At 42.7% G+C, this 26,560-nt stretch carries 23 protein-coding genes, 1 other RNA gene and 1 other annotated feature; of the genes, 3 read left to right on the plus strand and 21 right to left on the minus strand.

The window, feature by feature from the left end; all coding sequences use genetic code 11:
- Window positions 1-9: 9 nt before the first annotated feature.
- From alaS to PBF_RS16940, 12 genes are all read right to left on the minus strand, one after another.
- Window positions 10-2,643, minus strand: a complete 2,634-nt coding sequence (gene alaS / locus PBF_RS16895; RefSeq protein WP_035331234.1) for an alanine--tRNA ligase — start codon at window positions 2,641-2,643, stop codon at window positions 10-12.
- 386 nt (window positions 2,644-3,029) lie between these two features.
- Complete coding sequence (locus PBF_RS16900; RefSeq protein WP_035331235.1) at window positions 3,030-4,118, minus strand: AI-2E family transporter; 1,089 nt, start codon at window positions 4,116-4,118, stop codon at window positions 3,030-3,032.
- A gap of 122 nt (window positions 4,119-4,240) precedes the next feature.
- Window positions 4,241-4,375 carry a YrzQ family protein gene (locus tag PBF_RS25530; RefSeq protein WP_081757307.1) on the minus strand — a complete coding sequence of 45 codons (135 nt, stop codon included), beginning with the start codon at window positions 4,373-4,375 and terminating at the stop codon, window positions 4,241-4,243.
- 25 nt (window positions 4,376-4,400) lie between these two features.
- Entirely contained in the window at window positions 4,401-4,592 is a 192-nt protein-coding gene (locus PBF_RS16905; RefSeq protein ID WP_035331236.1) for a hypothetical protein, read from the minus strand.
- Between the two features lie 15 nt (window positions 4,593-4,607).
- On the minus strand, window positions 4,608-5,078 hold the full coding sequence (locus PBF_RS16910) for a PRC-barrel domain-containing protein (RefSeq protein WP_035331237.1): 471 nt from the start codon (window positions 5,076-5,078) through the stop codon (window positions 4,608-4,610).
- 122 nt (window positions 5,079-5,200) lie between these two features.
- The gene (locus PBF_RS26560) at window positions 5,201-5,350 is read right to left on the minus strand and encodes a hypothetical protein (protein WP_200870061.1); all 150 of its coding nucleotides are present in this window, start codon (window positions 5,348-5,350) and stop codon (window positions 5,201-5,203) included.
- A 98-nt stretch (window positions 5,351-5,448) separates the two neighbouring features.
- Window positions 5,449-7,875: an SF1B family DNA helicase RecD2 gene (gene recD2 / locus PBF_RS16915; protein WP_035331238.1), complete on the minus strand. Its 2,427-nt coding sequence runs from the start codon at window positions 7,873-7,875 to the stop codon at window positions 5,449-5,451.
- 26 nt (window positions 7,876-7,901) lie between these two features.
- Entirely contained in the window at window positions 7,902-8,567 is a 666-nt protein-coding gene (locus PBF_RS16920; RefSeq protein ID WP_035331239.1) for a tetratricopeptide repeat protein, read from the minus strand.
- Between the two features lie 116 nt (window positions 8,568-8,683).
- Window positions 8,684-9,799 (minus strand): tRNA 2-thiouridine(34) synthase MnmA, encoded by a 1,116-nt coding sequence (gene mnmA / locus PBF_RS16925; RefSeq protein WP_035331241.1) that lies wholly within the window; start codon window positions 9,797-9,799, stop codon window positions 8,684-8,686.
- 59 nt (window positions 9,800-9,858) lie between these two features.
- On the minus strand, window positions 9,859-11,001 hold the full coding sequence (locus PBF_RS16930; RefSeq protein WP_035331242.1) for a cysteine desulfurase family protein: 1,143 nt from the start codon (window positions 10,999-11,001) through the stop codon (window positions 9,859-9,861).
- Between the two features lie 66 nt (window positions 11,002-11,067).
- Entirely contained in the window at window positions 11,068-11,487 is a 420-nt protein-coding gene (gene cymR, locus PBF_RS16935) for a cysteine metabolism transcriptional regulator CymR (protein ID WP_009333072.1), read from the minus strand.
- Window positions 11,487-12,173 (minus strand): YczE/YyaS/YitT family protein, encoded by a 687-nt coding sequence (locus PBF_RS16940; protein WP_035331243.1) that lies wholly within the window; start codon window positions 12,171-12,173, stop codon window positions 11,487-11,489. Before PBF_RS16940 ends, cymR begins: the two co-directional genes overlap by 1 nt.
- A 253-nt stretch (window positions 12,174-12,426) precedes the next feature.
- On the opposite strand from PBF_RS16940, the gene PBF_RS16945 reads away from it, so the two are divergent.
- Entirely contained in the window at window positions 12,427-13,692 is a 1,266-nt protein-coding gene (locus PBF_RS16945; protein ID WP_152539701.1) for a replication-associated recombination protein A, read from the plus strand.
- Window positions 13,693-13,734: 42 nt separating this feature from the next.
- Here the strand turns inward: PBF_RS16945 and PBF_RS16950 are convergent, their stop codons facing one another.
- Window positions 13,735-14,694, minus strand: coding sequence for an ABC transporter permease (locus PBF_RS16950; protein WP_035331244.1), 960 nt, complete (start codon window positions 14,692-14,694; stop codon window positions 13,735-13,737).
- Window positions 14,672-15,613, minus strand: a complete 942-nt coding sequence (locus tag PBF_RS16955) for an ABC transporter ATP-binding protein (protein WP_035331326.1) — start codon at window positions 15,611-15,613, stop codon at window positions 14,672-14,674. The genes PBF_RS16950 and PBF_RS16955 overlap by 23 nt, the downstream gene beginning before the upstream one ends.
- 179 nt (window positions 15,614-15,792) lie before the next feature.
- Here PBF_RS16955 and PBF_RS16960 point away from each other — a divergent pair, with 179 nt between their 5' ends.
- Window positions 15,793-16,308 carry a hypothetical protein gene (locus tag PBF_RS16960; RefSeq protein WP_035331246.1) on the plus strand — a complete coding sequence of 172 codons (516 nt, stop codon included), beginning with the start codon at window positions 15,793-15,795 and terminating at the stop codon, window positions 16,306-16,308.
- A 62-nt stretch (window positions 16,309-16,370) separates the two neighbouring features.
- Here PBF_RS16960 and PBF_RS16965 read toward each other — a convergent pair whose 3' ends face one another.
- The 5 genes from PBF_RS16965 to PBF_RS26565 form a co-directional block, all read right to left on the minus strand.
- A complete protein-coding gene (locus tag PBF_RS16965) occupies window positions 16,371-17,132 on the minus strand; it encodes a tRNA threonylcarbamoyladenosine dehydratase (protein ID WP_035331248.1) in 762 nt (253 codons plus the stop codon).
- A 261-nt stretch (window positions 17,133-17,393) separates the two neighbouring features.
- A non-coding RNA gene (gene ssrS / locus PBF_RS25220) (6S RNA) lies at window positions 17,394-17,581 on the minus strand.
- Window positions 17,582-17,768: 187 nt separating this feature from the next.
- Window positions 17,769-19,544 carry an aspartate--tRNA ligase gene (aspS, locus tag PBF_RS16970; RefSeq protein WP_035331249.1) on the minus strand — a complete coding sequence of 592 codons (1,776 nt, stop codon included), beginning with the start codon at window positions 19,542-19,544 and terminating at the stop codon, window positions 17,769-17,771.
- A 25-nt stretch (window positions 19,545-19,569) separates the two neighbouring features.
- Complete coding sequence (gene hisS, locus PBF_RS16975) at window positions 19,570-20,844, minus strand: histidine--tRNA ligase (protein WP_035331250.1); 1,275 nt, start codon at window positions 20,842-20,844, stop codon at window positions 19,570-19,572.
- A 97-nt stretch (window positions 20,845-20,941) separates the two neighbouring features.
- Window positions 20,942-21,181, minus strand: a binding site (T-box leader).
- A 111-nt stretch (window positions 21,182-21,292) separates the two neighbouring features.
- Window positions 21,293-21,469, minus strand: coding sequence for a hypothetical protein (locus PBF_RS26565; RefSeq protein WP_035331252.1), 177 nt, complete (start codon window positions 21,467-21,469; stop codon window positions 21,293-21,295).
- A 229-nt stretch (window positions 21,470-21,698) separates the two neighbouring features.
- Here PBF_RS26565 and PBF_RS16985 point away from each other — a divergent pair, with 229 nt between their 5' ends.
- Window positions 21,699-23,444: an SH3 domain-containing protein gene (locus PBF_RS16985; RefSeq protein ID WP_035331254.1), complete on the plus strand. Its 1,746-nt coding sequence runs from the start codon at window positions 21,699-21,701 to the stop codon at window positions 23,442-23,444.
- 48 nt (window positions 23,445-23,492) lie between these two features.
- Here the strand turns inward: PBF_RS16985 and dtd are convergent, their stop codons facing one another.
- Window positions 23,493-23,933 (minus strand): D-aminoacyl-tRNA deacylase, encoded by a 441-nt coding sequence (gene dtd / locus PBF_RS16990; protein WP_035331255.1) that lies wholly within the window; start codon window positions 23,931-23,933, stop codon window positions 23,493-23,495.
- Between the two features lie 14 nt (window positions 23,934-23,947).
- The gene (locus PBF_RS16995) at window positions 23,948-26,143 is read right to left on the minus strand and encodes a RelA/SpoT family protein (protein ID WP_035331257.1); all 2,196 of its coding nucleotides are present in this window, start codon (window positions 26,141-26,143) and stop codon (window positions 23,948-23,950) included.
- Window positions 26,144-26,560: the final 417 nt, after the last annotated feature.

Consider the following 26,560-nt stretch of genomic DNA (forward strand, 5'->3'; position numbering starts at 1 on the left):
ACAGGGATATCAAACGGATTTAACCCATTCTTCCACAAATTGCAGAGCACTTTCAAGTTTTTCCGGGTCTTTTCCGCCAGCCTGAGCCATATCCGGACGGCCTCCGCCTCCGCCGCCGCATTTTGCAGCAACTTCTTTGACCGCTTTGCCCGCATGGAAGCCTTTTTTGATCAGATCATCTGTCACTCCGGCAATAATATTCACTTTACCCTCGTTTACACTGCCTAATACAACAACTGCAGATCCGAGTTTTTGTTTTAAATCGTCAGCCATATTGCGCAGGTTATTCATGTCTGATGCCTGGACCTTCTCAGCAAGAACAGTAATGCCATTGACTTCTTTTGCTTTTGATACCAGGCTCCCTGCTTCAATATTGCCCAATTTCGCTGCTAAAGATTCGTTCTCACGCTGCAGCTGCTTCATTTCTCCAAGCAGCACATCAATTCTTGCGGATAAATCTTTTGGATTGGTCTTTAATTTGCCTGAAGCTTCTTTTAATACAGTTATCTGGTCATTCATCAGCTTGTACGCTGATTCGCCAGTTACTGCTTCTATTCTGCGAGTTCCAGCCCCAATTCCGCTTTCCGATTGGATCTTGAACAATCCGATGGAAGCAGTATTCGGAACATGACACCCGCCGCAAAGCTCAAGACTGTAATCCCCAACCTGAACAACACGGACAATCTTGCCATATTTCTCACCAAATAGAGCCATAGCACCCATTGCCTTTGCCTCGTCAATATCCTTGTAATTGATCTCAACTTCAAGGCTTTGCCAAATTTGTTCGTTGACAATCGCTTCAATTTTCTCAAGCTCTTCAGAGGTAATTTGCCCGAAATGAGAGAAGTCAAAACGCAGGCGATCAGGCCCTACCAAAGAACCAGCCTGGTTAACATGGCCTCCCAGAACATCCTTTAAAGCCTGATGCAGCAGGTGAGTTGCAGTATGATTTTTGATTACCTTTGAACGGATTTGCTCATTTACCGCAGCCAATACAGATGCTTCAGCCTTCAGCGTTCCTTTTTCAACGACAGCTCTATGAAGGTTTTGTCCATTCGGAGCTTTTTGAACATCCTTAATTGAAACCATTAATCCTTCTGCTTCAAGAGTTCCCTGATCAGCAATCTGTCCGCCGCTCTCTGCGTAAAATGGTGTCTCATTCAGGATCAGCTGAATCTCATCACCAGCATGAGCTTCTTCAATTAATTGCCCATCCTTCACAATTGCAGCTATTATGGCTTCTGTCTGAAGCTTATCATATCCGACAAATTTGCTTTCGGTTTTCAGCTCTCCTAATACACCGCCCTGGACCTGCATGGAATCTACATCCTGACGTGCTGAACGTGCACGCTCACGCTGTCCTTCCATTTCCTTTTCAAATCCGGCATGGTCCACTTTCATACCTTCTTCTTCAGCATATTCCTCTGTTAACTCAACAGGGAACCCGTACGTATCGTAAAGACGGAAAACGTCTTCACCCTGAATCGTATCGCTGCTTTTTTCCTTTTCTTTCTTGATAACAGATGAAAGAATGGCAAGACCTTCATGTAGTGTTTCATGGAAACGTTCTTCCTCGTTCTTAATGACCTTTTGGATAAACTCTGTTTTTTCTTTTACTTCCGGATAGAAGTCATGCATAATTTCTCCTACCACAGGCACCAATTCATACATAAATGGCTCGTTTATATTAATTTGTTTAGCATATCTGACAGCACGGCGAAGCAACCTTCTTAATACATAGCCCCGTCCTTCATTAGAAGGCAGCGCACCGTCACCCACTGCAAATGCCACTGTGCGGATATGGTCAGCAATAACTTTAAATGCAACATCCGTTTCTTTTGAAGCTCCATATTTCCTGCCTGAGATTTCTTCTGTTCCCCGGATAATCGGCATAAATAAGTCTGTATCAAAGTTGGTAGGCACATTTTGAACGACAGATGCCATCCGCTCAAGCCCCATCCCGGTATCAATATTTTTCTTAGGAAGCGGCGTATAAGTGCCATCAGGATTATGGTTGAATTCAGAAAACACAAGGTTCCAGACTTCCAAATAGCGTTCGTTTTCACCGCCTGGATAAAGTTCAGGATCTTCTGTGTCATTTCCATATTCAGGTCCGCGATCATAGAAGATTTCTGTATTTGGACCGCTTGGGCCTTCTCCGATATCCCAGAAGTTTCCTTCAAGGCGGATAATTCTGTCTTCAGGCACTCCTACTTTTTCCCGCCAGATGTTAAAAGCTTCATCATCTTCTGGGTGAATCGTAACAGAAAGTTTTTCTTCTGCAAAACCAATCCATTTTTCATCAGTCAAAAACTCCCAAGCCCAAACGATTGCTTCTTCTTTAAAATAATCACCAATTGAGAAGTTGCCCAGCATTTCAAAAAATGTATGGTGCCTTGCTGTTTTGCCTACATTTTCAATATCGTTGGTGCGGATGGATTTTTGGGCATTTGTAATCCTTGGGTTCTCAGGGATGACACGGCCGTCAAAATATTTCTTCAGAGTGGCGACACCACTATTAATCCAGAGCAGGGAAGGATCTTCATGCGGAACGAGAGATGCGCTCGGTTCAACAGCGTGTCCTTTCTCCTTAAAGAAATCCAGGAACATTCGGCGTATTTCAGCACCTGATAATTGTTTCATTCTAATCAACCTCCTAAAATATGTAAAAAACATTTTAAAAACAACAAAAAAAGCCCTCATCCCTGGACAGGGACGAGAGCTTGCTCGCGGTACCACCCTGATTATGGAAGTATATAAACCAATGACCAGACCTTTTTATCCAGTTCATTAGGAAATTTCCCATCTCTCAGATCCTTAACGCGGATAAACGGCAGGGATTAGCTGCACTCGGGATTAGCTTTCTGTTATCCTTCATCTAGGAGTTCTTTCAGCCTTGGAACTCCCTCTCTTATATGAATGCAATACCAGCATTTCACGCAGATGGCCTATAACATACTTATTCCTTCAACATTTTTAATATAGCTTTATAGACGAATTATAGCGATTTATCTTTATTGTTGTCAACATCATGATGATGTTCCAGTGATTTTTGGCTGTTTATTTTTTGAAAAGTGTTTTTTCGCATGTATGATGCTTACTTTAATGACAGCTAAAATTGGAACTGCAATGATTAAGCCCAATATCCCTGCTGCTTCCCCGCCAGCAAGCAAGGCCAGCATAATGAGAAGTGGATGCATATGAAGGCTTTTTCCAACAATGAGGGGTGATAGGATATTTCCCTCAAGAAACTGAAGAACAATAATGATGCCTACCGTAATCACGATCATCTTGACCGATAAAGCAGAGGCAATGATGACAGCAGGTACCGCTCCGATAATTGGGCCAAAATAAGGGATGACATTAGTAACCCCTATTATAGTGCCAAGCAATAGAGGGTATCGCATGTCAAAGATCCAGAAAAGCAGAGAAGAAATGGCCCCGATGGCAGCACATACCAAAAGCTGGCCTCGAATATAGCTTCCCAGGGACTTATCTACATCCCTTAAGAATAAAACACCTTCCTTTCTCCATTTCCTTGGCGTCAAATACCAGGCAGTCTTTTTCATAATCGAAAAGTCTTTAAGCAGATAAAAAGAAATGAAGGGAATAACAGCTATAATCACAGCATAATTCAACACATTAAGAAAAAATGTGATTACCTTTGATAAAAGATTATTTAACCGTTTCTCCACCGCTGCAATGAAATCATCTATCCTGGTCTGCAGGCCATCAGGCCATGTTGATGTTTTACTCTGTATCGTGTCGATCCATCCGCGATACTGATTTGCAAAATGAGGAGCATTTTCCGCCAGATCACGCAATTGATGAATAAAAGCCGGAATCCCTTTATACAGGGTAAGGCCAATCCCCCCGAAAAATAAAAAATAAATAATAAAAACGGCTAGCCCCCTGTGAAGGCCCGTTTCATGCAATTTCTCCACGATTGGGTGAAGAAGATATGTAATAAATGCACCAATGACAAAAGGAATGAATACGGCAAATACAATTTCCAGAACGGGCATCCATAGTGCCTGGAGCTTAAGGAAAACTAAGATCACAATAAACAAGAGAAGCAGAAATCCAAGCCGGTAGTACCATTTCATTTGAATATTCAATATGGCCCGCCTCCTTGTTTTTATTGTGATAGCTTCCCTGGGATTTATGCATCTTACTTAGTAAGATTAGCCTGAAGCTGCGCAAAAAAGGCTGGCCCTTTTTAAGAACCAGCCTTGATCATTTAAAATAAAGCTTTGGTTATTCTTTTCTGGATGCGTTTCATTTTTCGGCCTGATATCATATTATTCTTTTGTGCATAATTATAAGCAGCCATGCCTGCCCCAAGCATCATTGCAGAGGTTAGTATTTTGTTCAAACTGGTTCACCTCTTCCGTTAATTCTTACGAAAGAAACCGGCGCTCTTCTTCTTCAAATAAATCATCAAGGGAGCTGAGCGTACCATCTTCCTCTACTTGATGGGTGTTAATGATCCCTTTGGACAAGGAAAGTTCAATAAAGCAATTCCAGCAATAATATTGGTTAATCCCGATTTTACCAATATCTTTGCTCTGGCAATTTGGACATTTCAGCACGAAAAAGACACCTCACTATTTTACATTTACAATAATGGCGTCTTTTCCAATTGCAGGCGGGTCATCGGTTTTTATGACACGTTTTCCTTCCAGCACATCTGAAAAGAAGCCATCCGACAGTTCGTACCCTACAATCGTGCCCAATTCTTCCTTAAAGTATACATCCTCTAGCAAACCCAGCCGTTCTCCTTCCCGGCTCATAATCATTTTGCCGGTTAACCGGTTATGGGTCTCACATGTATAATCCTCATGTTTAGGAATTGCCTGCAGAACAGAGGTATCTTCAATCATAACTCCATCCCAGCCGAAAGATGCCACGTCTTCAATATTGATGATATAGGTCTTTTTCAGAAATGCGCCCTTTCGCAGCAGTAATCCCTGAACTTTTCCGGTTCCTGAAATGGATAAATCACAGATATCGCCTGCTTTATTGCCGGTTTTCAACTCAAAAACCGGCAAGCCTTTTAATAAAGAAAATGTCCGCAAAGAGAATCCCGCCTTCCCGAACATTTATAGTTTTCACTGTCCCGAAAAAAAACATAACGGAAAACCATTCCCATGGGAGCCAAAAAGTATTGTTAAGAACGGATTAGAAAGCCTGCATAAGCCTACTTTCCGCTGTACCTTGGCTTATTAAAACGCTCGTTGCGCTCCCCGCCGTCTGACAGTTCCTCTGAAAACTCATAGTCCTGCCGTGGCTGTCTGCGTCGTTTTACTCCATGGAGATTGAGAAGAGAAGTTCTGCTTTTCTTTTCCACATTAATCTCTCCTTTATATATTTAGATAAAACCGCCAAATTGCATGTCTATTGCTTAGATATACAAAAAGAACAGTCTTTTATTGTAGACTGCTCTTCTTAGCTATATTCTTTTTCCAAAAAATCATACGGTGTTATATTTCCCATTCCTATCATTGGATCGGCTTGGAGAAGCTTTTCTTCGAGAGAAAGTGTTTCCGTAAGAGAAGACTCAGCTGTATCTTCAAGCACTGTTTCATCATTAAACAGGATTGCATCTCTCAGCTTTTCAGAAAGAGTGGTCAATCGGGCCTGTTCATCCGCACGTTCCACACCCATTTTTAATGCATCTTCTTCACCGCACAATATCAAAAATTGTCTGCTGCGGGTAATGGCGGTATAAAGGAGATTCCTTCTCAGCATCCTGTAATAGCTTTTAACAACAGGCATTATGACAATCGGAAATTCACTTCCCTGCGATTTATGGACAGAGCAGCAGTAAGCATGAGTGATCTGGTTCAAATCCTGCCTTGTGTATGTAGCTTCCGCACCATCAAAGGATACGACAATCATATCCTGTTTTTCCGTATTTTCCTTTGCGTAAAAAATAGAAACAATTTCACCCATATCCCCGTTAAAAACATTGTTCTCAGGCTGGTTGACAAGTTGAAGGACCTTATCGCCAATTCTGTATTTCACATCACCAAAGGACAGCTCTTTCCTCGATCCATCGGGATTTGGATTCAATATTTCCTGCAGTATTTCGTTTAGTCTGTCGATGCCTGCAGGTCCGCGATACATTGGGGCAAGCACCTGAATATCTTTAGAAGAATAACCTTTCTTTTTGGCATTAAGGACAACCTTTTCAACAACATCAGCAATTTGGCCCGGCTGGCATTTGATAAATGAACGGTCCGATTGCTGCGCAGTGATGTTCTCAGGAAGCTTGCCTTTTTTCATTTCATGTGCCAGTTCAATAATTGAAGACCCTTCAGCCTGCCTGTATATATCTGTTAAACGGACAGTTGGAATGCGTTCTGAGCGCAAAAGATCCTTCAAAACCTGGCCGGGACCCACTGAAGGCAGCTGGTCTTCGTCACCAACCAGTATTACTTGCATATTTTCAGGAAGAGCCTTGAAAAGCTGATTTGCAAGCCAAACATCAACCATTGATGTTTCATCTACAATTAAAATCCTGCCTTCCAGCGGACTCTCCTCGTGCCGGTCAAATCCTTCAGACCCATTCCATCCAAGAAGACGGTGAATCGTTACAGCTGGCAGCCCTGTTGATTCTGCCATCCGTTTTGCAGCCCTTCCTGTAGGGGCTGCCAGCAGGAAGGGAAAGGGCTCTTCCTTTTTATAATCTTTCAGTTCCAGGGAGCAGCCATGCAGCTCGGCATATAACTCAACAATCCCCTTAATAACGGTTGTTTTACCTGTCCCCGGCCCGCCGGTCAATATCAGCATGGGAGACATAAGAGCTGTTTGAATAGCTTCCTTTTGAGTTGGGGCATATTGGACACCCAGGCGCTCCTCCAAATTTCCAAGCGCCAAAAGAAATTCCGACTCCGGAAACTGTTCGTCATACTGGGTTTGCTTGAGGATCCGCTTAATATTGGTTACCAGTCCTTTTTCGGAAAAATAAAGAGATGGAAGAAAAATTCTCTGGCCTTCAGCCATGATCTTCCCTTCCTCTTCAAGCTTAATCAGTTCATTGGATATATCCCTGAATTCAATCAAATCACGTTTATTTTCTTCCAGCAGCTTCTTCACACTTTGCAGAAGAGGCTTTGCTTCAATATAAACATGGCCTGCCTGCATACTCTCCGTTTCCAGTATGTAGAGGCAGGCAGCTTTAATACGGTCAGGATGACTGCCTGATATGCCAATTTGATATCCCAGCTCATCAGCACGGCCAAAGCCGACCCCTTCTATATCCTCAACCAGCTTATAAGGGTTATTTTGAACGACTTCAATCGTCATTTCTTTATACACCTGATAAATTTTCATGGAAAGCTGCGGTCCAAACCCATATTGATTAAGAGCGATCATGGCTTGCTCAAGGCCCTGGTGTTCCATTAGCGTATCGTAAAGCAATTTAGCTTTTTCAGGTGACAGCTTGGGAACATTATCGAGGAGGGACGGCTGGTTTAGAATACGAGTAATCGCATCTTCTCCAAGTGTCTCCACGATTTGCTCGGCTGTTTTCTTGCCAATCCCTTTAAATAATTCACTTGATAAATAATTGGCTACGCCTTGTTTCGTCTGGGGAAGATCTTTCCTGTAATGGCTTGCATGGAATTGGATGCCGAACTTAGGGTGGTCTTTGAATTCACCATAAAAAATATAGGTTTCATGCTCATGCATCTTTGGAAGATAGCCGGTAATGACCGCTTCTTTTTCATCATAAGAGTCATTCGTTTCATCAACCCTAATGCGCACAACCGTATATAAGTTTTGCTCATTATGAAAGATTGTTACCAGATGTCTGCCCTTTATGAACTTCCCCTGTTCGGCAAAAAGATCCATGGAATCCTGTTTTTCCATTGTCTTTCCCTCCCCTTAAAACAACTTTAATTCAATTCACTGCCGCCCTTTTCAATCAGCTTTTTTCCGTAGCCCGCAAGCATATGGTCCGGCTGAATTTCCAGTGCCTTATTAAAGTAAGCAAGTGCTTCATTTTCGTCTTCCTTAAATCCATATGCTACTCCAAGATTGTAATAAGCATCTGCATGCTCCGGCTCAATTTCTATGCACTTTTTCATCTGCCCGATCGCTTCATCAATGTAATCCAGCTGTGCCAGGCATAATCCATATTGGAAATATGCTTCGGCATCATTTTCATTCAGCTCCGCACTTCGCTGCAAATAAGGCAAAGCCAGTCTGCCCTGGTCAAGGGCTGTAAGGGACATGCCAAGCATGAAGAAATTATCTGAAGTTTCCAGGCCTTTTTGCAGTGCTGTTTCAAACATCTTTTTAGCTTCGTCAAACTGCTGTAATTCATAATATAAATTTCCCGCACTGTAGTAAGCAGCACCGGCATTTTCATCAAGTCCTATTGCTTTCTCATAGAACTTGAGCGCTTTCTCGTTTTCTCCTACAGCAGATAACACATTTCCAAAGTTAATATAAGAAACAGGATCTGAAGGATTCTCTTCAATTGCTTCCATAAAAATCTTCGCTGCTTCTTCCCATTTTCCTTCTTGCATATATTGAATACCCATTTGGTTTTTATCCATTATCCATCACTCCATTCAAATCAAAGTATAGCATATTTGAATTCACCTTTTCCGCTGTCTTCTATTCCCGTAATAAAACCCCGATCCTTTGATAAGAATCGGGGTCCAGTCTTTTCTTAACCGACATAATCCAGCGGTTTGCCATCCTTGAAAATTTCATCAATTGTTCCGCCGCCAAGGCACTCGTCTCCATTATAAAAGACAACCGCCTGACCAGGGGTAACAGCCCGGATTGGCTCTTCAAAAATAACTTTGACCTTGCCATCTCCAATTATTTGAACCTTTACCCTGCTGTCAGCCTGCCGATATCTGAACTTAGCCGTACATTCAAATTCCTGCGGCTGTTCTGAATTTGTTACCCAGCTGGCATTAACAGCAATAATGGAGTCTGAATAGAGCATTTCATTGTGGAAGCCTTGTCCAACAAACAATACATTTCTTTTTAGGTCTTTACCGATTGCAAACCACGGTTCACCTGCTCCGCCAATGCCAAGTCCATGACGCTGTCCAATGGTATAATACATAAGACCATCATGCTTGCCGACAACTTTTCCGTCCATGGTTTCCATGTTTCCTGGCTGAGCCGGAAGGTAATTCCCAAGGAACTCCTTGAAGTTGCGCTCACCAATAAAGCAGATTCCCGTACTGTCTTTCTTTGCTGCAGTTGCCAATCCGGCTTCCTTCGCCAGTTCACGAACTTTGGATTTTTCAATATCGCCAATCGGGAACATCACTTTCTCAAGCTGTTCCTGTGTCAACTGGTTCAGGAAATACGTTTGGTCCTTATTATCATCAAGACCTCTCAGCATTTTGTATTCGCCATCCCTGAATTCCACACGTGCATAGTGGCCAGTCGCCAGATAGTCGGCGCCAAGGCTCATAGCATGTTCAAGGAATGCCTTAAATTTAATTTCTTTATTGCACATAACATCCGGATTGGGTGTCCGTCCTGCCTTATATTCTTCAAGGAAGTAGGTAAATACTTTATCCCAATATTGCTTTTCAAAGTTGACTGCATAATATGGGATACCAATTTGGTTGCATACCCTGATGACATCATTGTAGTCCTCTGTCGCGGTACAAACACCATTTTCGTCTGTATCATCCCAGTTTTTCATGAAGATGCCGATTACATCATACCCCTGTTCCTTCAAAAGCAGGGCCGCCACAGAAGAATCAACGCCTCCGGACATTCCAACCACTACACGGGTATCCTTTGGATCTTTGTTCATCTCTTTCACCTCAAATCTTCAGAAACCACACTTAGACGTGCATGTTTCCATTACCTTATCTATTTAGCCAGCCGCTTCACAATTTTGGCTGTTTGTACAGCTGCTTTTTCGACTTGTTCATTCGTGTTAAAAAGGCCGAAGCTGAAACGGATGGAATTTTGCAGTTTGTCTGATCCTTTTCCAAACATGCTGACAAGCACATGGGACGGATCGATGGAGCCTGCAGTACAAGCCGACCCGCTTGATGCTGCTATTCCAGCCAAATCAAGATTCACCAGCATGGCTTCAACATTTGTTCCAGGAAAGCTTAAGTTTAAAACATGAGGCAGGGAATAATCAAGCGATCCGTTCAGTTCATAAACAGCATCTTCCTGCTTCAGTTTATCCATGAACAGCATTTTAAAAGAATGCAGCTCTTCCCGCTTAGCTTCCATCTCCTTCTGAGTGATCCGGACAGCCTCCTGGAAGCCTGCAATAGATGGAACATTTTCTGTTCCTGCCCGGCGTTTCCTTTCTTGTTCACCGCCAAATAGCCGTGAAGAGAGCTTCACATCAGGATGAGCGAATAAAAAGCCGATCCCTTTTGGGCCATTGATTTTATGGGCGGAGACGGAAAGCAAATCCACTCTCAATTCCTGCACATTAATTTTTTCAAGCCCATAAGCCTGAACAGCATCGGTATGGAATTTGGCAGGATGTTCTGCCAATAACTCGCCGATTTCCTTGATAGGCTGAAGAGTCCCTATTTCATTATTTCCGTACATGATTGTTACAAGGACGGTATCCTCCCGCAAAGCATTTTCTACGTCCTTTACGGAAACACGCCCATTTTGATCAACAGGCAAATACGTTACCTCAAAGCCCTGTCTTTCAAGCTCTTCACACGCATGCAAAACCGCATGATGTTCAATTTGGGTTGTAATAATGTGTTTGCCCCTATGGCGGCAGGATTCAGCCGTTCCAAAAATCGCATGATTATCAGCTTCTGTTCCGCCGCCTGTAAAAATAATGTCATTGGCTTTTGCACCAATACTGTTTGCTAAAGCAGATCTTGCTTCATCGACAATATGGCGTGCACTCCGCCCGAAATGATGAATGCTTGAGGGATTTCCATATTCAGATTTCATGACTTCAGTCATCCTGTCAATCACTTCAGGATGCATTGGCGAAGTTGCCGCATGGTCAAGGTATATTCTTTCCAAATTATTTCACCTACTTCATTTCGTCCTGCTGTTTGTATTTTCCACGAATTATTCCCTGATTATGGCCTAAATATAAAACATATAAGCATCCGATTCTCCGGTATCTGTATGGCTGGCAAGATCTTCAAGAGTTGTGTTATCAAGCACATCTTTCACAGCATCACGAATTCTCATCCACAGTTCTCTCTTTGCAGGCTCCTCATCTTCAATTCCTTCCACTGGACTGATCGGTCCTTCCAGAACTCTGATGATATCCCCGGCGGTAATTTTTGTCGGCTCTTTGCCTAAAATATATCCGCCGTATGCACCGCGGATGCTCTTAACAAGACCTGCGTTCCGAAGCGGAGCAATAAGCTGCTCCAGATAGTGCTCAGACAGATCATTCGTCTGGGCAATCGACTTTAACGATGTAGGACCTTCCCCATGCTTTTTAGCTAATTCAATCATTATAGTTAAACCATAACGGCCTTTAGTAGATATTTTCATCAGCTTGCACCTCTATCCTTTTCTTTAAGCATTTGATTCGAATAAGTATCCTTTTCTTTAAGCTTTGCCAAAAATCGGTCAGTTAAAGCCTGGCACTGCGGCAAAGCTGCTCCTACAATCGGCCCGACTGCCAAACTGAGTACAATGGTGCCCCAAAAAACAGGTCCTCCCAGCTGCCAACCAACTGTCAGCACAGCAATTTCCATTAAGGCTCTGACATTTCTAACCTTCCAGCCGGTTTTTGCTGTCAATGCAATCATCAGGCTATCCCTCGGCCCGGCTCCGAGCTGAGCCGAAATATACAGCCCCATCCCATAGCAATAAACAACTATACCAAAACCAAACATGGCCATTTTCCCCGCCAGCCCAATTGGTGTCTGCATAAAAGGCAAAAGCAAATAGGCGTCAATAAAAAGACCAATCAGTATCATATTCAAGAATGCACCGGCCTGTGGAAACTCCTTTGAAATCAGTGCTGCAGCAGCTAATATGAAGATCCCGACAATGATGGACCAGCTGCCTATCGTCAGTCCAAGCCGGTAGTACAGCCCAACATGCAGAACATCCCAAGGGGTTGCCCCTATATCAGCTACTATTAACAAAACAATCCCCAGGCTCATGACAAGCAGCCCTATTAAATAAACCAAAAACCTGGGACCGATTTGCCCTTTATTTTTCAGTAACATGTGCACAACGCTCCCCATATGACCTGCAAAATTATATAAAATTTTAATCCTTAGTAAGATTATAGACTTTTGACATTATAGCATATTTTAGGGAGAAAAGGGGCCCGAGGGATTGAACCCCGGACAACTGGCAATGGCGGTTTAATTGATTCCACAGCAGGAAATGTTATGGTATCTTAAATAGAAAGCGAAAGCTTTGCTGAAAATTGATTGGCAGACTGCAGGCTGCCGGCAAAAGGCTGGAGTGATAACTTTGACCATTAAACCTCTTGCATTCCGGATGAGGCCGAGAACGATAGATGAAATCATCGGCCAGGAACATCTTGTTTCAGAAGGAAAAATTATTTATCGCATGGTGCAGGCTAAGCAGCTCTCATCGATGATTCTGTACGGGCCTCCAGGTATAGGGAAGACGTCGATTGCAAGTGCCATTGCTGGAAGCACCAAATATGCTTTCCGCACTTTAAATGCAGTGACTAATAATAAAAAAGATATGGAAGTGGTAGCAGCAGAGGCAAAAATGTCGGGAAAGGTCATTCTGCTGCTGGATGAAGTCCATAGGCTGGATAAAGGAAAACAGGATTTTCTGCTTCCCTATCTGGAAAATGGCAGCATCACTTTAATTGGTGCCACAACCAGCAATCCATATCATGCAATAAATCCTGCGATCAGAAGCCGATGTCAAATTTTTGAACTGAAGCCGCTGTCAGCAGATGAAATAAAAAAAGCACTGGCAAGGGCATTGCAGGATAAGGAACGGGGCCTTGGCAATAAACATACCGATGTTACCGATGAAGCTCTAACACACCTGGCAACTGCTTCAAATGGCGATGTCAGAAGCTCACTTAATGCCTTGGAACTGGCTGTGCTTTCAACAAAAGAGGATGAAGAAGGCACCATTAAGATTGACTTGTCTGTTGCAGAGGAATGCATTCAGCGAAAAAGCTTTACACACGATAAAGATGGGGATGCCCATTACGATGTATTATCCGGTTTTCAAAAGTCTATCCGCGGAAGCGATGTAAATGCTGCACTGCACTATTTGGGAAGATTAATTGAAGCAGGCGATCTGCAGAGCATAAGCAGAAGACTGCTGGTTATCGCCTATGAAGATATTGGACTGGCATCACCGCAAGCCGGAGCCAGGACTCTTGCAGCCATCGAAACAGCGGAAAGAATTGGATTCCCGGAAGCAAGGATACCGCTTGCAAATGCGGTCATAGAGCTTTGCTTATCTCCAAAGTCCAATTCGGCATACAAAGCCTTGGATTCTGCAATTGCAGATATTCGCGCAGGCAAAAGCGGTGAAGTCCCCGATCATCTGAAGGACGCCCACTACAAAGGTGCAAAAGAGCTTGGAAGAGGCATCGGCTATCTGTACCCTCACGATTATGAAACGGGCTGGGTCAAACAGCAATACCTGCCGGACAGAATAAAAAACAAGGTATATTATCAGCCTAAGAAAACGGGCAAATTTGAACAGGCATTGGCTTCAATTTATGAAAAACTCCTTAAATAGCAAAAGGTCTGGCTGCGATGCCGGACCTTTTCTTATTTACTTCTAAGCAGAAACATCTCTTTTATTAAATACATAAAATGCAAGCACCTGGAAAAGCAGGAAGTAGATTAATATATTCATGATTGAAAATCCAAGCGTCATTCCCTGAACCATTGGAACTCCTTCATAATATTGAAGAAGATCTGTATTGGCAAAAAGGCTGTACTTGGCCCAATCATACTTCATGGCAATCAGCCTTGTGACCTGCCCTCCCATAAACATCAGAAACAGAGAAAGTCCTATTGCCAGAGAGCTATTCCTGAAAACCGCTGAAATCATAAAAGCCATGGTTGCAAGCATAAGCATATTAATGGATTTAAGGCCATAATAAGCTATCAGATGAAGTCCCATGCTTTGTTCTTGCACTGTCCCATTGTAATAATATAAATAAGGAATTGCTTTTTCAGGGAATCCAAAGAGGAGACCGCCAAGAAGTGCTGAATATCCGAAGAGGACGGCCAGCAGCATCAGACCGAACAAAATCACGGTAATATACTTTGCTCCCAGGATTTTTACTCTTTTGATAGGCCTAATCAAAAGAAGTTTGATGGTTCCCCATGTAAACTCACTCGCCACGATCCCCCCGGCAATGATGATGGTAAACAGGCCGGCAAATTCAATCAGCTGAGAGGTATCGGACACAAATCCCCAGATAGAGTATTCCTCATTAGGTGAAATATCATGTTGAATTCGGTATTTATTAAGGGCAATCTCTCTCTGATACTGTTCCTTCATGTCTCTGGGAACCATTTCCCCCATTTCTTCAAGCTGTTTTTGATAGCTTTCGTTTTGAGTCTGCAAACCCCTTTTCCATTCTGTATTATCAGGGACTGTTCCCCCGCTTTCCTGATATTTTATAAAGGCGCCTGCAACAGTCGTCATGATTAAAAGCAGTCCAATCATGACATAAGTCCCCGGACGCCTAAAAATCTTCATCCATTCATTTTGAATCAGTCCGGGCATGTCCGGCACCTCCTTTGAATTCAGTAACTTCCAGGAAGCGATCTTCCAAGGTTTTGGTTACTTCACGGACAGCAAATATTTTAACATCTGTACGTACAAACTCCTTTATCATCTCAGGTATTCCATCACGGACAAGTGGAAGAAACACGCTGTTTTCAGTGACCTGTATCGGCAATTCAGGGTATATACTCTTTAACATTCTTTGTGCTTTATCAGGGTCATCCACTTCCACTTCATAAACCTTTTCATTTCCCTGTACAAAATCATTGATGTGCTGAACATCAATCAACTTCCCGTTTTGAATAATGCCGATTCTGTCGCACATCATTTCCATTTCAGATAATAAGTGGCTGGATACAATAACAGCCATATCTCTGTCTCTCGCAAGCATCCTCAGGTGATCCCGAATCTCTCTGATACCCGCCGGATCTAGCCCATTCGTAGGCTCATCCAGAACCAGGATTTGGGGATCATGCAAAAGACACTGCGCCAGACCAAGTCTCTGCCTCATTCCAAGTGAGTATGTCCTCACTTTATCATGTATCCGATCTGTCAGGCCTATCAGCTCGACAGTCTCATCAATTTTCTCCTTTGTCACACCTTTTGACATTCGTGCATAATGGATTAGATTTTGATAACCTGACAAAAACTTATACATCTCAGGATTTTCTACAATGGCTCCAATATGGGAAACCGCTTTTTCAAAATCTGTTTTAATGCTGCTGCCGAGAATTTTTATGTCCCCGGAAGTAATGCCTATCAAGCCCACCAGCATTCGAATAGTGGTGGTTTTACCTGCACCGTTTGGGCCAAGGAAACCGAATACCTCACCCTTTTTCACGTCAAAGCTGACAGAATCAATAATCGTTCTTCCTTTAATCACTTTTGTAACATCCTGTATTTCTACAAGAGTGTCCATGTATTCATCCTCCTCCCAGCTGGTAATGCTTTGTCCATTTTTTGCAGACGTCTTTAATGCAGGGATCAAAATTAGATTTGCTCCTTGCTATTTTACCTTTCACGGGCTGAGAATGGAATATTTTCATCTATTAAGGTGACGATAAGCCTAACAATCGTATTCTCGAGGTGATCAAAGAAATGAAGGAACGGAAAGACATATGGAAGCCGGAAGAGGATCAATTACTCGAAGAGACAGTACTTGAATACACAGCAAATGGCGATTCAAAAGCATCAGCCTTTAAGAAGGCAAGTACCGAGCTTGGCCGTACAGTTTCAGCCTGCCAATATCGCTGGAACATGGTCATAACCAAAAGGAAAGATTATGGATCCGAAGAGTTAAGGAATACTGCAGGCTCTCTAACACATGAAACTCCTGACAATGTTCCGCCCTCCAATTTGGCTCAAATCATACACTTCTTAAGAAATTTCGCCAAAACACAGCCTGATCCTGATCAAATGAAAGAAAATAAATGTCTGCACGAAGAACAAATGCAATTAAAACTTCAAAATGAGCAGTTAATTAAAAGGTTGAAGGAAAAAGAAGCGGAATATAAAAATCAGCTTTTGCAATATGAGGAAATGGCAAGCATCCTAAAAGAAGCAGACCAGCTGCTCAAGAATGACAGCATAGAAGAGAAAAGAGCTGTTCATTAATTGCAGCCGATTGAAGAAAATTAACATGCGCAAAGACCGGCCTTCAGAAAGCCGGTCTCTTTTCAGTCATTTACACGGGCAATTTTTATATCGCTTAAAAGTTCTCTGGTCACATAGCTGGCCATAATTAAACCTGCAACAGAAGGAACAAAAGCGTTAGAAGATGGCGGCATTTTGGCCTTTCTGATTTCTGCATCATCTTTTCCAACTGTTTTTCTGACATCTTCCCGGATAACAATCGGGCTTTCATCGGAAAATACAACGGGAACACCTTTTCTGATGCCTTCTTTTCTCAGGCGTGTGCGGATAACCTTAGCAATCGGGTCAGTATGAGTTTTGAAGATATCAGCAATCTGGAACCTGGTTGGATCCATCTTATTTGCAGCACCCATGCTTGAGATCATTGGAATCCCTCTATTCAAGCATTCTTTTATTAGATGAATTTTATAGGCAATTGTATCGGAAGCATCAACTACAAAGTCGAGACCGTAATCAAAGAATTGCTCATAGGTTTCTTCTGTATAAAACATTTTCAAAGCAATCACTTCACAGTCAGGATTGATATCCTTAATTCTTTCTTTCATTAAATCCACCTTTGGTTTCCCGACAGTGGATAATAAAGCGATGACCTGTCTGTTCACATTTGTAATATCTACATCGTCTTTATCAACCAGCACAAGCCGGCCAACGCCGGAACGCGCCAATGCTTCCGCTGCAAAAGAACCAACTCCGCCGATGCCTAGTACTGCAACGGTGCTATTTTTCATTTTTTCGAGGCCTTCTTTGCCAATAGCCAATTCATTCCTGGAAAATTGGTGAAGCATATTTATATCAACTCCATCAGATGTTATTTAATAAGCATGTATTTTCTTATACCCGATAATGAATATATCATACTTGAATTTTAAAGCAAGTAGTTCTATGGGATTAATGATATTAACATTTAAGCTTAAATTCAAACTTCTCTCCAATAGTGTTCACAGCATTATCTTATTTAAACTTATCTTCTTATCAGTGATCATACTAAACAGGACAAATAAAAAACCCATGCCCGCTGGCATGGATTATAAATATCGTATGTACTAAAGAGTCCCAATCGTGCCGTCGCTGTTGATGCCCTCGTTTTGAACCCGCACTCAGCAGGTGGGTGTCCTGTTTCCTGCGTTTGTAAGTCCTCATCCATGAGGCATTTACGCTGCTGGAAAACTCCGGACTCCCGAAGGAATAATGTTGGTCAAAATTTCAGGTTTTACAACGAACACATCAGGACTCTTTATTTATTGATATGATCATATCACACGATTTCGTCTTTTTCAAGCTGATAAAGTGGAGATAACAGGGACAAATATATCCATTTTATTCCTTGAAATTAGAAAGTATGCCTAAAAATCAGGAGTAACTTCCCGGTTTATATTTCTGAAAAATGAATTTTTTCTCCCGATTAACCATTAAATAGGAAATTACTCACTTTTTTTCAAATTAAGCGCTAAATGCAAATCATTAAGCTGTGACTGGCTGACTTCCCCTGGAGCTTCTGTAAGCACACAGCTCGCACTGGCTGTTTTAGGAAAAGCAATTGTATCCCTCAGGTTTGTTCTGCCGGCCAATAGCATCACGAGTCTGTCCAACCCAAGGGCAATACCGCCATGCGGAGGAGTGCCATATTCAAATGCTTCAAGAAGGAAACCAAACTGTTCTACGGCTTCCTCTTTTGAGAAGCCAAGCACACTGAACATTTTCTCCTGAACATCTCTTTCGAAAATACGCAATGATCCGCCGCCAAGCTCGTAGCCATTTAATACAAGGTCATATGCTTGTGCACGGACCCCGGCAGGATCTTTATCAAGAAGATCTAAATCTTCTCTGGCAGGCATTGTAAATGGATGATGGGCTGCATAATATCGGCCTTCTTCTTCATCGTACTCCAAAAGCGGCCAGTCTGTAACCCAAAGGAAATTAAATTTGCTTTGATCAATCAGCTCTAGCTCTTTTCCAAGCTTTAATCGCAGAGCGCCCAGTGCATCAGCGACAACATTCTTCTTATCAGCAACAAAGAGGAGCAAGTCTCCTGGTTCTGCCGCTAAAGCGGAATAGAATGATTTTTGCTCTTCCTCAGTCACAAACTTGGCAATCGGGCCTTTTAATCCGTCCTCTTCAGCTTTTAACCACGCAAGTCCTTTTGCACCATATACAGCTGCAAACTCTGTTAGAGCATCAATATCTTTTCGGGAATACTTTCCGGCGCCATTTTTCACATTAATGGCCTTAACCTGCCCCCCGGAAGCTACTGCTCCGGCAAACACTTTGAAGCTTGACTCTTTCACTATTTCCGACAGATCCGTTAATTCCATCCCAAAGCGTGTATCCGGCTTATCAGAACCAAAGCGGTCCATCGCCTCCTGATAGGTCATGCGCGGGAATGGAAGCTGGACATCATGGCCTTTCACTTCATTCATGACCTTTTCCATCATGTTTTCCATCAGGCCGATGATTTCTTCCTGGCTCATAAAACTCATTTCGATGTCGACCTGAGTAAATTCAGGCTGGCGGTCTGCCCGCAGGTCTTCATCACGGAAGCATCGGGCAATTTGGTAATAGCGTTCAAATCCGCCGACCATTAATAGCTGCTTAAAGATTTGAGGGGATTGCGGAAGAGCATAGAACTCACCTGGATGCACGCGGCTTGGAACTAAATAATCACGGGCTCCTTCAGGGGTGCTCTTCGTTAAGATCGGTGTTTCTACATCAAGAAACCCTTCGCTGTCAAGAAAATCCCTCATAGCTTTTGTTACTTGATGACGCATTTTAAAGGTATCAAACATAACTGGACGTCTCAAATCCAGATAACGGTATTTTAAGCGGACATCTTCGGAAACATCCGTTTTATCATCAATGACAAAAGGAGGTGTTTTTGCTTCATTGATGATCTTCACTTTCTCTGCTTTAATCTCAATCCGCCCTGTTTTCAAGTTCTCATTGATAGTGCCTTCTTCGCGCGCAATTACTTCTCCCTCTATATCAAGCACAAATTCATTGCGGATTTTTTCAGCCGCTGCAAGAGCTTCCGGGGAAACTTCCGGATTGAATACAACCTGAACTATGCCAGTGCGGTCACGAAGATCTACAAAGATCAGGCCGCCCAAATCCCGGCGCTTTTGCACCCAGCCTTTTAACCTTACTTTTTCTCCTATAGCTTTTTCGGTTACTTCCCCGCAAAAATACGTTCGCCCAAACATACTAATTCCTCCTGTAAACACAAGTTTATGATTGATAAAGTGCTGTGAATTTCTCTATAAACGAATCAAGTTCAACCTCTGTTTGCTCCCCTGATTCCATCGATTTAACATTAATTTTATTCGCTTTAAGCTCATCTTCGCCCAGGACAGCAACAAATTTCGCATTTGAACGGTCTGCTGCTTTAAACTGTGCTTTAATTTTTCTGTCAAGATAATCTCTTTCAGCAGAATATCCTGCCATCCGCAGTTTTTGAAGAAGTCCCACTGTATAATCCTTTGCTTCCTCTCCAAGGGATACAAGGTAGCAATCAATGCTCTTAGCAAGAGGCAGATCGACCTTTTCTGCTTCAAGAGCAGCAATGAATCGCTCGATACTTAAAGCAAACCCAATTCCCGGCGCTTCAGGACCGCCAATTTCCTCAGTGAGGCCATTGTATCGTCCGCCGCCGCATAGAGTAGTTATAGCTCCAAAACCTTCGGAATCACTCATAATTTCAAAAGCCGTATGATTATAATAATCCAGGCCGCGAACAAGATTTGGATCGACCGTAAAGTCAATATCCAGGTTCTTTAAATACTTTTGAACCTTCTCGAAGTATGCTTTTGAATAATCATTTAAGTAATCAATAATGGATGGAGCAGATTTCATCAGTTCATGTTCACGGTCTTGTTTACAGTCCAGGATGCGCATTGGATTTTTCTCAAGACGGTTCTGGCAATCCTGGCAAAACTCACCGATCCGCGGCTTAAAGTGGTTGACCAGGGCCTCTCTGTGAGCAGTTCGGCTTTCTTTATCTCCCAGGCTGTTCACAATCAATTTAAGCTTTTGCAGGCCCATGCTTTTATAAAGTGACATTGCCAGTGCAATTACTTCTGCATCAATTGCAGGATCAGCACTGCCGATTGCTTCGACGCCGAACTGGACAAACTGGCGGAAGCGACCAGCTTGTGGGCGTTCATAACGGAACATAGGCCCCATATAATAAAGCTTTACAGGCTGGCTTGCATCGCCATGCATTTTATGCTCAACAAATGATCTTACAGTTGAAGCTGTTCCTTCAGGGCGAAGGGTCAGACTGCGGCCGCCACGGTCTTCAAACGTATACATTTCTTTTTGAACAATATCCGTTGTGTCTCCTACACTGCGCAGGAATAATTCAGTATGTTCAAATATAGGTGTTCTGATCTCACGATATTGAAACTTCTCACAAAGCTCCCTTGCTTTTTCTTCAATCAATTGCCATTTCTCAACTTCTCCCGGCAGAATGTCCTGCGTTCCCCTGGGTATTCGAATTGACATGGAAAATTACCTCCTAATACAAAATGATAAGTATGTATGAAATTTTGGATTTGCAATCGGAAAAATAAAAAAACCCCCGCCTCCTTGTATATTAAATACAAGGGACGAGAGTCTGTTTTTCCCGTGGTGCCACCCTAGTTGAAGCCTATAAATAGACTTCCTCTTTTACAGTTAACGCCTGTTAACGTTCAGCTCCTACTAAAGATCAGGCCTTTTTCAGAGAGAAACCTACGAAGTGTTCTTTCGTTAAATCATCATGTGAGAATGCTTTCAGCCGGGCGGCATTCTCTCTCTTTTCATGTGGGGTTTAACTACTCTTCTCCATCAATGGTTTATTATCGAAAAGCAGAAACGCCTAGGTCAGCGCTGCAGCTAGACATTAAATTGTTTTGTCATTTTATTTATATTATAATACGGAGCATTTCCGTCAATGTCAAGACTAAAAACGTTATGATCGTTCCAGTCTTTTTTTCAGTTTTCTTACATCCCTGAGAGATAGTCCAAACTCTGACGCGAGTTCAATCATGTTTGAGTTCTGTTCTTTTTGTATAAAATCATGAAAATCTACCCCGAACAGCTGATTTTCACCAGATTGTGCAGACATCCCATTTTCTCCAAATCTCATTGTGCTCACCCTTTTTTATGTAGTCTGTACTATTCTTGCCATTTTCAGATGAAATGTTTCATAACGGACAAATTAAATTCCCCAGCTAAAATTGATGGCTGCTAATCCGATATTAGAAGGGATATTGCACAAGATGGAGAATTATTTTAGGACCAAAGTTATCTTGACTGCGTGCACCTTGTTTGTTTTTCTTTTAATAAGGATTTCTATTATGAAAGGAGGCTGCCTGTTGAAGAAAAGAAAGCCGATTATTCTCGTCATATGCCTTATGCTTTTAGCTGGCATAACACAGACGGAAACACAGGTTAAAGCTGAAAACAGTTCTGTAACAATCACCACCAATAATCTTAACGTCCGACAAGGGCCAGGTTTAAGCTACCCCATTCTGGGACAAGCCCAGAAAGGAGATCAATTTAACACCCTTTCCCGTGAAGGGGAATGGATAAAAATTAATTTCCAGGGGGAAACTGGATATGTTGCAAGCTGGCTTGTTTTCAATTCGACTTCAAATCAGACAGGTGAAAAAACTGCGGGGAAAAATTCCCAGGCGGTTATCACAACAGATGGCCTTAGGGTGAGAAAGGGACCTGGGACAAGTTACGGAGTTCTGGGGACTATCCAAAAAGGAACAGCCTATAAGGTCAAGAGCACAGAAGGAAGCTGGGTTAAAATTCAAACTCCTTATGGAGATGGATGGGTGGCAAATGAATTTGTCAAATTCAGCGGCACACAAAAGAAAAGTTCATCCAGCAGCAGCCAAACCGGGAAGATCACAGCAAACTCTCTAAATGTGAGAAACAAGCCTTCTCTTCAAAGTGACATCATAGGCAAACTTAATTCGGGGGAAACAGTTGCCGTTCTTTCTCAAAATGACAGCTGGACAGAAATCTCTTTCTCGGGAAATAAAGGATGGATCAGCAGCCAATATATTACGGTTCAATCCTCACAATCAGAAAGCAAACCAAAACAGTCATCATCCGGGAAAACCGGCACTGTAACTGCAACCTCTTTAACCGTAAGAAACAACGCATCGTTAAATGGGAAACCAATTGGTTCAGTTGCCAAAGGCCAAACTTTCTCCATTCTTGAAGAAGCTGATAATTGGGTAAAGATTGAATTTCGGCCTGGTTTTTATGGCTGGGCGGCAAGCTGGTTCATAGACATAACAGCAGAAAAAAATTCCGGATCTTCTCAGCAAAATGTAAACGGCAGTTCTGCAATTATCTTACATAACGGATCAAATATTAGAAAAAAAGCGAGTACCCAGTCAGATGTCGTTCACAGGGCAAACAAAGGAGACAACTTTGAAATTATCAGTCTAAATAATGATTGGTATGAAATTCGCCTGCCAAACGGCGGAAAGGGTTTTGTAGCCGGCTGGATCGTCACGGTTGAAGGATCTGCACCTGCAGTAACAAAGCCGGGAGCAGAAAAACATTTAAAAAATAAAACAATTGTCCTTGATCCAGGTCATGGCGGCCGTGATAACGGTACAACAGGCGCAAGAGGAACACGTGAAAAGGATATTACAATCAGGACTGCTCAATTGCTCGCCGAAAAATTAAGGGCTGCCGGGGCTAATGTCATTCTGACCAGGAGCGGGGATACCTACTTGCCGCTTCCTTCGAGAGTAGGGATCTCACATCATCATAATGCAGATGCTTTTATCAGCATTCATTATGACAGCACTTCGGACCGGACTGCAAGAGGAGCGACTACCTATTACTACCATCCTTTCCAAAAGGAAATTGCAGCCAATATCCACTCCAATATAACAGCAATGACAAACCTGAGAGATCGGGGCTATAGAGTCGGTGATTATCATGTAATCAGAGAGAACAAACGAAATGCAGTTCTGATCGAACTCGGATACCTGAGCAATCCGGCAGAAGAAGCCCTGATAGCTTCTGCACAGTATCAGCAATCTGCAGCAGCAGGAATTTATCAGGGGCTTGCACGATATTTTAAGAATTAGCAGAAAGCCCCGGCACTCACATTGAGATGCCGGGGCTTTTTGCATTCATTATTTGCTTTCTAATATTAAGGTAACAGGCCCATCGTTAGTTAACTGAACATCCATCATGGCGCCGAATTCACCTGTTTCCACTTTAAGGCCTTTTGCTTCCAGAAACCGGTTGAAAGCATCATATATTTTAACGGCATGTGCAGGCTTTGCCGCTTCCATGAAATTGGGACGTCTGCCTTTTCGACAATCTCCATATAATGTAAATTGAGAGACCGAAAGAATTTCACCTTCCTGGTCGAGCAGTGATAAATTCATTTTGCCTGTGTCATCTTCAAAGACGCGAAGATTGGCAATCTTATCAGCCAGAAAAGCTGCGTCCTCTTCATTATCTTCGTGGGTGACTCCAACGAGCAAAACAAACCCCTTATTGATGCTTCCGACGGTTTCTCCGTCCACCGTTACGCTGGCTTCTTTGCTTCGCTGCACTACAACACGCATTCTATCTGCTCCCTTTAGTTCATGATCCTTCTTACTGCATATATATCTGGGATTTGCTTTATCCGCTCCACAACCCTTTGCAGGTGGCTTACATTGTGTATAGCAATGGACATATTAATCGTTGCTGATTTGTTTCGGTCCGAACGGCCTGATACGGCTGAGATGTTGGTTTTCGTTTCATTAACAGCCTGAAGAACCTCGTTCAATAAACCTCTGCGATCATATCCGGTAATTTCAATTTCAACATTGTATTCTTTCCGGTCATTTAATGCTGTTTCCCACTCTACAGGGATGAGCCTCTGTTTTGCATCATCCGTGTCGATATTAGGGCAATCATCCCGGTGTACAGAGACACCTCTGCCCTTTGTAATAAAACCGACGATTTCATCACCGGGGACAGGATTACAGCAGCGGGAAAGGCGAATGAGCAGGTTATCAATGCCGGACACCCGGACACCTGATTCGCGTTTTTTAGCTGAAGTAAATGTCTTCAGTTCCGAAACAGCATTTGTAATATCCGAGGTTTGTTCAAGGTCGCGCTTCTTGCGCCATTTTTCAGTAAGCCTGTTGGCAACCTGAAGGGCTGTTACCCCATTATAGCCAACAGCTGCATACATATCTTCCTCGGTGGCGAAATTGAATTTCTCTGCAATTCTTTTGACATTATCAGGGGTCAGGATTTCCTTCAACTCGAAATCCATATTGCGGATCTCCCGCTCAACAAGCTCTTTCCCTTTTTCCACATTTTCTTCTTTTCTCTGCTTTTTGAAGAAAGTCCGAATTCTATTTTTAGCCTGTGAAGTCTGGGCCAGCTTCAGCCAGTCTTTACTTGGCCCATAGGAATGCTTGGATGTCAGAATTTCAATGATATCTCCGGTTTTCAGCTTATAATCCAGGGTCACCATTTTCCCATTCACTTTGGCGCCGATTGTCTTGTTTCCTATTTCCGAGTGTATCCGGTAAGCAAAGTCAATTGGGACTGATCCGGAAGGAAGCTCGATGACGTCCCCTTTAGGAGTAAAAACAAACACCATATCGGAAAACAAATCAATTTTCAATGATTCCATGAATTCTTCGGCATTTGCCGCATCATCCTGGAATTCCAGGATTTCACGGAACCAGGTCAGCTTCTCCTCAAAAGAAGAGCCTTCATTCACTCTTTTTCCTTCTTTATAAGCCCAATGGGCAGCAATACCAAACTCTGCAATTCTGTGCATATCCATGGTGCGGATCTGGACTTCCAGAGGGTCGCCCTTTGGTCCGATCACCGTAGTATGAAGTGACTGATACATATTCTGTTTAGGCATGGCAATATAATCTTTGAAGCGGCCGGGCATTGGCTTCCAGCATGTATGAATAATCCCGAGAACCGCATAGCAATCCTTAATGCTGTTAACCACAATGCGTACAGCCAGCAAGTCATATATCTCATTGAATTGCTTATTTTGCAGCGCCATTTTACGGTAGATGCTGTAAATATGCTTAGGGCGCCCGGAGATTTCTGATTTAATTGAGACCTCTGACATTCTGCTTCTCATAACATTTATTACATCATCTAGATACTCTTCCCGCTCTGCCCTTTTTTTCTTCATCAGGTTTACAATCCGGTAATACTGTTGCGGATTTAGGTACCTTAAGGCTGTATCTTCAAGCTCCCACTTAATTTTGGAAATTCCAAGCCTATGGGCAAGAGGTGCAAAAATTTCAAGTGTTTCATTTGAAATGCGGCGCTGCTTTTCAGCCGGCAGATGCTTAAGTGTCCGCATATTATGAAGGCGGTCAGCAAGCTTAATCAAAATCACACGGATGTCCTGGGCCATAGCCACAAACATTTTCCGGTGGTTTTCAGCCTGCTGCTCTTCCTGTGATTTATATTTTATTTTCCCCAGCTTCGTTACACCATCGACAAGCATGGCCACTTCAGAATTGAAGGCTTCTTCGATATTCTCCAATGAGACTTCGGTGTCTTCAACCACATCGTGAAGAAAGCCGGCTGCAACCGTAGACGGATCCATCTCCAGATCAGCAAGGATGCCTGCTACCTGGATCGGATGGATGATGTATGGTTCACCGGATTTTCTATATTGTTCACGGTGGGCATGCTTGGCAAACTCGTATGCTTTTTTAACAAGCTCTGCATGCTCATCGTTTAAATATTCTTTTGCCCTGTTGATGACTTGCTCGGCGGTCAGAACTTGATCGTTCGCCATGGAATCACCTTTATCTCCCTGAATTTTATGCAGTTGCATAATGTAATAATTTTAAAATTGATAATGAATAACAAGTTATTAAAAAAATTGATATTGCTACTATTATCGAAAAAAAAAGTGAAGATGTAAAGGGATAGTCTGTTATTTTTATGGGAATAACAAAAATTTTGTCGTATTTTGTCCGAATTCCTTTATTGTTTTTCCATAAATGGATTTGGAAGCACTTTATAGACTATTTTAAAATATAAATTAAAGGGCTTTTTTCGTATAAATTATTGTTTTTCGCTTATCCATATTGTCCGTGATTTACGCTCCAGGCTGCTCCCCTTCCGCGGGGCAGGCGTTGAGTCTCCACGACGATCCTCGTATGCGGGGTCTCACCTGTTCCGCTACAATCAGCTCAGTATATATAATACA

This window comes from Cytobacillus firmus DS1, assembly GCF_000565285.1.
Taxonomy (GTDB): Bacteria; Bacillota; Bacilli; order Bacillales; family Cytobacillaceae; genus Cytobacillus; species Cytobacillus firmus_A.

What these genes read in the sequence shown, in the direction of transcription:
- alaS (WP_035331234.1), bottom strand. Translation starts at nt 2,643, where the DNA reads ATGAAACAATTATCAGGTGCTGAAATACGCCGAATGTTCCTGGATTTC.
- recD2 (WP_035331238.1), bottom strand. Translation starts at nt 7,875, where the DNA reads ATGGAAAAACAGGATTCCATGGATCTTTTTGCCGAACAGGGGAAGTTC.
- PBF_RS16920 (WP_035331239.1), bottom strand. Translation starts at nt 8,567, where the DNA reads ATGGATAAAAACCAAATGGGTATTCAATATATGCAAGAAGGAAAATGG.
- mnmA (WP_035331241.1), bottom strand. Translation starts at nt 9,799, where the DNA reads ATGAACAAAGATCCAAAGGATACCCGTGTAGTGGTTGGAATGTCCGGA.
- cymR (WP_009333072.1), bottom strand. Translation starts at nt 11,487, where the DNA reads ATGAAAATATCTACTAAAGGCCGTTATGGTTTAACTATAATGATTGAA.
- PBF_RS16940 (WP_035331243.1), bottom strand. Translation starts at nt 12,173, where the DNA reads ATGTTACTGAAAAATAAAGGGCAAATCGGTCCCAGGTTTTTGGTTTAT.
- PBF_RS16950 (WP_035331244.1), bottom strand. Translation starts at nt 14,694, where the DNA reads ATGCCCGGACTGATTCAAAATGAATGGATGAAGATTTTTAGGCGTCCG.
- PBF_RS16955 (WP_035331326.1), bottom strand. Translation starts at nt 15,613, where the DNA reads ATGGACACTCTTGTAGAAATACAGGATGTTACAAAAGTGATTAAAGGA.
- PBF_RS16960 (WP_035331246.1), top strand. Translation starts at nt 15,793, where the DNA reads ATGAAGGAACGGAAAGACATATGGAAGCCGGAAGAGGATCAATTACTC.
- PBF_RS16965 (WP_035331248.1), bottom strand. Translation starts at nt 17,132, where the DNA reads ATGCTTCACCAATTTTCCAGGAATGAATTGGCTATTGGCAAAGAAGGC.
- aspS (WP_035331249.1), bottom strand. Translation starts at nt 19,544, where the DNA reads ATGTTTGGGCGAACGTATTTTTGCGGGGAAGTAACCGAAAAAGCTATA.
- hisS (WP_035331250.1), bottom strand. Translation starts at nt 20,844, where the DNA reads ATGTCAATTCGAATACCCAGGGGAACGCAGGACATTCTGCCGGGAGAA.
- PBF_RS26565 (WP_035331252.1), bottom strand. Translation starts at nt 21,469, where the DNA reads ATGAGATTTGGAGAAAATGGGATGTCTGCACAATCTGGTGAAAATCAG.
- dtd (WP_035331255.1), bottom strand. Translation starts at nt 23,933, where the DNA reads ATGCGTGTTGTAGTGCAGCGAAGCAAAGAAGCCAGCGTAACGGTGGAC.
- PBF_RS16995 (WP_035331257.1), bottom strand. Translation starts at nt 26,143, where the DNA reads ATGGCGAACGATCAAGTTCTGACCGCCGAGCAAGTCATCAACAGGGCA.